Origin of the sequence: Streptomyces sp. NPDC092952 (genome assembly GCF_044754785.1) — a bacterium.
Lineage (GTDB): Bacteria > Actinomycetota > Actinomycetes > Streptomycetales > Streptomycetaceae > Streptomyces.
Genome location: NZ_JBIVPT010000026.1, coordinates 65818 through 72752, shown reverse-complemented (window position 1 = coordinate 72752; position 6935 = coordinate 65818). Strand labels below are relative to the sequence as shown.

Sequence of the window (6935 nt, the reverse complement as noted above, 5' to 3'; positions counted from 1 at the left end):
CCGCATCCAACAACCGCACCAGACGCCCACCCACCGACTCCACCGAATCCGCGTCGAACAGATCCGTCGCGTACTCGATGGTGATGTCCAGCCCGCCGGGCCGACCGGCCGCGTCCCGGTGTTCCGCGAAGGAGAACGTGAGGTCGAACTTGGCGACGTGCAGCCAGGTGAACTCCGACTCGGTCTCCAGGCGTTCGGCGACGAGCGTAGGGGTGGCGGCGTCGGTCAGGGTCAGCATGACCTGGAAGAGGGGGTGGCGGGCGGTGGTGCGCTCCGGGTTCAGCGCCTCGACCAACCGGTCGAACGGCAGGTCCTGATGACTCCACGCCGCCAGGTCGGTCTCCCGCACCCGGTCCAGGAGCTCCCGGAACGTCGGATCACCACTCGTGTCGGTCCGCAGCACCAGGGTGTTGACGAAGAAGCCCACCAGATCGTCCAACGCCTGGTCCGTACGGCCCGCGATGGGTGAGCCGAGCGGGATGTCGTGCCCGGCGCCGGACCGGGACAGCAGCGTCGACACCGCGGCCTGCGCGACCATGAAGATCGAGGCCCCGGTCTCCCGGGCGAGTTCCGCGAGTGCGGTGTGGCTCTCCTCGGAGAGGTGCACGGTGTGGGTGGCGCCCTGGTAGGAGGCGACGGCCGGCCGGGGCCGGTCGGAGGGCAGGGTGACCTCTTCCGGCAGGTCGGCCAGCGTCCGCCGCCAGTAGTCGAGTTGGCCGGCGGCGACGCTGTCCTGGTCCTCGGGGTCACCGAGGACGTCGCGGTGCCAGAGGGTGTAGTCGGCGTACTGGGCGGGCAGCGGCTCCCAGGCGGGGCGTTCGCCCCGGGAGCGGGTCGCGTACGCGGTGCTCAGGTCGCGCATGAGCGGCTGGTAGGACCAGCCGTCGGAGACGATGTGGTGCATGACCACCAGGAGTACGGACTCCCGCTCGCCGAGGGTGAACAGCCGGGCCCGGAAGGGGAGGTCGGCGGCCAGGTCGAAGATCCGCTCGGCCTCGGCGGTCAGCAGCGCGGCGACGTCCTCCTCGGTCGCGGGGGTGACCGGCACCTCCACCCGGACCTCGTCGGCGGGCAGGATGCGCTGGTATGTCTGCCCCTCGGCCTGGCCGAACACGGTGCGCAGGCTCTCGTGGCGCCCCGCGACGTCGGTGAACGCCGCTTCCAGGGCCGCGGTGTCGAGGGAGCCGCGGATCCGCACGGCCAGCGGGATGTTGTAGGTCGCCGAGGGGCCCTCCATCTGGTCGAGGAACCAGAGCCGCTGCTGGGCCGCGGAGAGCGGCAGCGGCTCCGGGCGCTCCTGGGCGGTCAGGGCGGGGCGGGCGGACTCGCCGCCGCCGGTGGCGACGTACTCGGCGAGCAGCGCGACGGTCGGGTACTCGAAGAACTGCCGCAGGGTGAGCTGGACGTCCAGGACCGTGCGGACCCGGCTGACCAGCCGGGTCGCCAGCAGGGAGTGGCCGCCGAGGGTGAAGAAGTCGTCGTCGATGCCGATCGACGGCAGGCCGAGGGAGTGGGCGAACAGGCCGCAGAGGACTTCCTCGACGGGGTTGCGCGGGGCCCGTCCGCCGGGGGCCGTCCCGGCCCGGGGGGCGGGCAGGGCGCGCCGGTCGAGCTTGCCGTTCGGGGTCAGCGGCAGTGTTCCCATCGGGACGAGCGCCGAGGGCACCATGTACTCGACGAGCTGCCCGGCCGCGTACCGGAGGATCTCGGCCCCGTCCAGGGCGCCCTCCTCGACGGGTACGGCGTAGGCCACCAGGCGCTTGTCGCCGGGCCGGTCCTCGCGGACGACGACCGCGGCCTGGGCGACGGCGGGGTGGCGGACGAGGACGGTCTCGATCTCGCCGAGCTCGATGCGGTTGCCGCGCAGTTTGACCTGCTGGTCGGCCCGGCCCAGGAAGACGATCTCACCGTGCTCGTTCCAGGAGGCGAGGTCGCCGGTACGGTACATCCGGGTGCCGGCCGGGCCGTAGGGGTCGGCGGTGAAGCGCTCGGCGGTGAGGGCCGGGAGGCGGCCGTAGCCCTGGGCGAGGTGCGGGCCTGCGACGTAGAGCTCGCCGGTCTCGCCGGGGGCGGTGTGGCGCAGTTCGGCGTCGAGGACGTACATGGCGGTGTTGGCCATCGGGATGCCGAGGTGCAGCCGGTCCAGGGTGCGGACCTCGGGGGTGAAGCTCTGGTAGCTGCAGAAGACGGTGGCCTCGGTGGGGCCGTAGACGTGCACGAACGTGGTGTCCGGGCAGTGGTCCATGGCGCGTTGCAGGGCGGTGGCGGACAGGACGTCGCCGCCGGTCCAGATCTCGCGCAGCTGCGCGAGGCCGTCGATGGCCTCGCTGGCCATGGCGTCGAAGAGGGCGGTGGTGAAGTAGGCGGCGGTCGCCCGGTACCGGGTGACGGCCTCGGCCAGCTCGCCGATGTCGATCTTCCGGGCGGGGAGGACGACGGCGAGTCCGCCGCGCAGCAGCGGAACCCACAATTCGTAGGTGGAGGAGTCGAAGGGTAGCGGCGAGTAGGCGAGGACCCGTTCGTGGGCGGTGGTTCCGAAGCCCGGGTCCAGGGCGAGTTCGACGACGTTGCGGTGGGTGTTCACCACGCCCTTGGGGGTGCCGCTGGAGCCGGAGGTGAACATCATGTAGAGCGGGTGGTCGGGGTGGACCTCGACGTCCGGGCCGGCGGGGGCCGTGTCGGCGGTGGCCCCGGCGTCGTCGAGCCGCAGGGCGGGCAGGCCGGCCGCGAAGCCGGTCTCGGCGGCCGGGCGGTCGGTGACCAGAAGGGTGGCGCCGGTGTTGTCGAGGATCCAGGCGAGCCGCTCCTCGGTCTGGCGGTGGTCGAGGGGGACGTAGACGCCGCCGCTCTTCAGCACGGCAAGGACCGTGACGACGTAGGCGAACGAGCGGTCGAAGAGCAGTCCGACCGCGTCGCCCGGCCGTACGCCCTCGGCGACGAGCCGGTGCGCCAGGGCGTTGGCCGCGCCGTCCAGCTCCCGGTAGGTGAGGCTGTGGTCCTCGCGGACCAGGGCGACGGCCTCGGGGGTGCGGGCCGCCTGCGCGGCGAAGAGTACGTGCAGAGCGCCCTCGGGGAGGTTCTCGGCCGTGTCGTTGTACGCGGCGACGTGCGCGGGGACGTCGGCGCTGCGGGAGAGAGCCGGATCGGTTTGCGGCTGGGACATCTCGACACCTTCTCGGTAGCTCGGATCTCGTGGTCTCGCGGCGTGCCGGGAGACCGACGGAGCCACGGTGGATGACGTGCGGTTGGTGCGACGTGCGAAGTGCTAAGCGGATACGAGGTGGTGGGGCGGGGTCAGCCGGTGCGGGTGTACGTCGGCAGCAGGACGTCCTCGGCGTCCAGGGCCGCGACGTCGTACTTGCCGACGGCGCTGATCAGGAGCCGGAGTTCCAGGGCGATGGACTCGACCAGGCGGACCAGGCCGGCTTCGGTGTCCTCGTCGACGGCGAGGAGCGCGGCCCGGCCGAGGCCGACGGCGCGGGCGCCGAGCGCCAGGGCCTTGGCGGCCCGGCCGCCCTCCCAGATCCGCCCGCTGGCGAGCAGGCAGTGGTCGGTGCGGCCGATACGGGTGAGGCATTCGCCGAGCGGGAGGCCGACCTGGGAGAGGAAGGCGGTCGGCGCCCAGGCGGTGCCGCCCTCCGCGCCGTCCACGGTGACGGAGTCCGCACCGGCCGCCCAGGCGGTGGCCGCGGCCTGTGCGACGTCGCGGCCCGGGTGCAGCTTCACCCACACCTTGGCGCGGGGGAAGTTGTTCCGCATCAGCCGGATCTGCTGGCGCAGGATCTCCTCGGTGAAGGTGCCGGGGCTGCTGACCCGGAGCACCGACTCGCTGTCGTCGCCGAACACCGTGTCCATGGCGTACTGTCCGGCGACCCGGTCGCCCGCGTCGCGGCCCAGGACGGTGAGGCCGCCGAGGCCGGGCTTGGCGCCCTGACCGACCTTCAGTTCGAAGGCGAGGCGGCCGGTGGCCAGCAGCGGTGCGGAGACCGGGTCGCTGTAGACCAGGTTCCACACCTCGGCGTCGGCGTCCTCGGTGGACTGCTGGACCACCACGCCGCCGTGCTCGTCGTCGGCGGCGGCCGTGTAGGCGGCGATCCTCCCGATCAGCGGGGACGCGGCGGCGTCGGCCGCGGAGCGGAAGCCGTTGACGGGCACCACGTTCTCCCCGATGACCATCGGGATGCCGAGCTGTCCGGCCTGGCGTCCGGCCGCCTCGCCCAGGTCGTGACTGGCGACCTGGGTCGAGCCGAACGCGGAGACGTAGAGCGGCAGCCGGGAGGCGAAGCCGCCGACGCGGGTGTCCAGGGCGACGTCGGTGTACAGCGGTTCGCGGGCCAGGTCGATGAGCTTCGCCAGCCGCTGCGGCATGAACACCGGCGGGACGATCCTGGCGCGTTCCAGCAGGTCGTCGGGGTCGTGGTCGGCCGGGAGGGCGCCCAGCATGCTGGAGCCGTAGGTCTTCAGCTCGGGGAAGACCCCCGCCGCCCCGGCCCTGGCCCGGTACCGTACCTGGGCCTCGGGGAAGCCGTCGGCGCTCAGTGTCGCGGTCATGCCGACACCACGCCGGGGAGCTTCGGGTAGGCGCTGGCCTCCCAGGCGGCGGTGCGGCCGGTGACGTACCGGGTGAAGCGCTCCAGGCCGATGCCGAAGCCGGAGCTGGCGGGGATGCCCCGGCGGGCCAGGTCGAGGTACCAGCCGTACTTGGCGGGGTTCTCGCCGGTCTCCCGCATCCGGGTCACCAGGGCCGCGTAGTCGTGCTCGCGCTCGCTGCCGCTGCACAGTTCGCCGTAGCCCTCGGGGGCGATCAGGTCGAAGTTGCGCAGGACGCCGGGGCGTTCGGCGTCCTCCTGGTCGTAGAAGCCGCGCGATCCCTTGGGGTAGTCGACGACGAAGAACGGGCGGCTGGACTTGGCGGAGAGGATCTCCTCGCCCTCCCAGTCGATCTCGGCGGCCGGGTCCTGCGGGTGGCCGAGCGCCACCAGGTCTGCGGTGGCCTCCCGGTGCGTGGTGCGTCCGAAGGCACCCTCGACGACCTCGCGGAAGGCGTCCACGTCCCGCCCCAGCAGCTCCAGGTCCTGCGGCATCTCACGGACGACCTCCGCCACGACGTGGGAGACGAGCCGTTCGGCCAGTTCCATCGCGTCCTCGCGGCGGGCGTCGCGGATCTCCACGTCGATCTGGTGGAACTCGGCGAGGTGGCGGTGGGTGACGGCCGTCTCCAGCGGCTCCAGCCGTACGTTGGGGGCGATGTAGAAGATCTTGTCGAAGGCCAGCAGCGAGGCCTGCTTGTAGAGGATCGCGCTGGTCATCAGCTTGTACTTGTGGCCGTAGAAGTCGACGTCCACCTGCTTGGAGCCCCGGATGCCCGGGTCGGTGACCGGGCCGATGACCGGTGGCAGCAACTCCTGGAAGCCCTGCCCGGTCAGGAAGGCGCGGGTCGCGGCGAGCATCCGGCTCTGCACCCGCAGCGTGGCACGGGTCGTCGGGGCCGTCAGGTGCTGGTCGGGAGAGTCCGGGAACGGAGGCACGAAGCGGTCCGGGGACTCGGCGGTCGGGCTGGTCATGGTGCTACCTCCTGGGTGTGCTGCCGAGGGGCCGCCGGGCGACGGGCCGCCGTGGGAAGAGTGGAGCGGTGTGCGGTCCGGGGGACGACGCGGTCGTGCCGGCGCTGTACGAAGGACAGGGCGTCGAACAGTCCGGCGGCGGTGAGCCGTCGGCCGCGGTCGCGGACGGGTCCGAGGGGCATCGCCCCGATCTCGGACCAGGTGAGGCGGCCGGACCCGTCGATGTGGCTCCGGGTGCGGCCCGCGTTGTCGGGGTGCAGGCAGTAGGGGACGTCGAGATATCCGCGGGCGAAGGCCTTGAGCAGGGCCTGTCCCAGGTCGTCGTCCAGGTTCAGCACGGCGTCCACCAGGGCGCGGGCCTCGGCGTACACGGGGTTGTCCGCCGGGTCGCCGGCCGGGACGGGCACGGCCGGGTTCCGGTCGGCGGCCGCCGTGCGGTGGCGGGCGGCGGCCCGCGCGGCGACCCGCAGCGCCTCGACGTTCTCCGCGACCGTGGGGATGCGGTGCGCCTCGGCGGCGGTCTTCACGATCAGCCGGGCCGCCCCGGTCTCCACGGCCAGTTCGGCCGAGCGCTCCAGGAGCTCCAGGGAGCCGGTCCGGGTCTGCGGGTAGAGGCCCATGTACGTGTAGAGGACGACGTGCCATTCGGTGTCCGGCAGGAACTCGCCGGCCAGCCGGCGCAGGGCGTGCACCGCCTCCCGGTCCTGGGCGGCGTTGGTCTGCTGGGCGTAGCTGAGCGAGATGCTGCGCAGTCCCGCCCGGTGGAAGAAGAGCGCCTCCAGCGCGCTGATCGCGACGAGCAGTCCGGGCGGGCAGAGCTGGCCGAGCATGCAGCCGCCGAAGGTCTCCAGGTGGGGTTCCGCCCCGGTGGAGCGCAGCCCGGCCAGGAAGTCGCAGCTCTCCTGCCAGTTGCGTACGGAGTCCAGGAGCGGGGTGCGCCCGTAGGGCAGGCAGTAGGAGACCGGGCCGCCCTCCGTCGCGTCCAGGCCCAGCCGGGCCAGTGCGGCCACGATGCGCTGGGGGCGTGCGGAGCCGTGCCGGATCTGTACCGGGAACCCGGCGTCCTCGACGCCGTCGAGGACCCAGCGGGAGGTCTGCGGGCTGTAGTGGGTGAGGGGGAAGCCGTTGAGGGGTACGCCGCCGTTCAGCGCGCGGGCCGCCGAGGGCTCGTCGTTGACCCGGGTGTAGCTGTCGATCGTCATCGTGCCGACGACCCCGTCGGTGGCGTTCTTCGTGGCCAGCAGGCCGGCCCGCATCAGCGCGGGATCGGAGAAGCCCATCCGGGGCTGCACCACGAGCGTGCCGCGGGCCTGCGCCTCGGCGACGAAGCGGCCGAAGGAGTGCGGGCGCCGGTGCACGGTGGCCCGGGCG

At 72.8% G+C, this 6935-nt stretch carries 4 protein-coding genes; all 4 read right to left on the bottom strand.

Annotated elements, in window-relative coordinates; translation table 11 throughout:
- The coding region (locus ACIQGQ_RS33925) for an amino acid adenylation domain-containing protein (RefSeq protein ID WP_402403473.1) at positions 1-3163 on the bottom strand (3163 nt) is incomplete at its 3' end.
- 131 nt (positions 3164-3294) lie between these two features.
- On the bottom strand, positions 3295-4551 hold the full coding sequence (locus ACIQGQ_RS33920) for a glutamate synthase-related protein (RefSeq protein WP_402403470.1): 1257 nt from the start codon (positions 4549-4551) through the stop codon (positions 3295-3297).
- The gene (locus tag ACIQGQ_RS33915; protein WP_402403468.1) at positions 4548-5564 is read right to left on the bottom strand and encodes an asparagine synthetase A; all 1017 of its coding nucleotides are present in this window, start codon (positions 5562-5564) and stop codon (positions 4548-4550) included. The genes ACIQGQ_RS33920 and ACIQGQ_RS33915 overlap by 4 nt, the downstream gene beginning before the upstream one ends.
- Positions 5561-6922 carry a methylaspartate mutase gene (locus tag ACIQGQ_RS33910; RefSeq protein ID WP_402403479.1) on the bottom strand — a complete coding sequence of 454 codons (1362 nt, stop codon included), beginning with the start codon at positions 6920-6922 and terminating at the stop codon, positions 5561-5563. Before ACIQGQ_RS33910 ends, ACIQGQ_RS33915 begins: the two co-directional genes overlap by 4 nt.
- Between the last annotated feature and the right edge of the window lie 13 nt (positions 6923-6935).

Bases quoted from the DNA above. Each gene is read 5' to 3' on its own strand.
- ACIQGQ_RS33920 (WP_402403470.1), bottom strand. From the start codon at position 4,551: ATGACCGCGACACTGAGCGCCGACGGCTTCCCCGAGGCCCAGGTACGG.
- ACIQGQ_RS33915 (WP_402403468.1), bottom strand. From the start codon at position 5,564: ATGACCAGCCCGACCGCCGAGTCCCCGGACCGCTTCGTGCCTCCGTTC.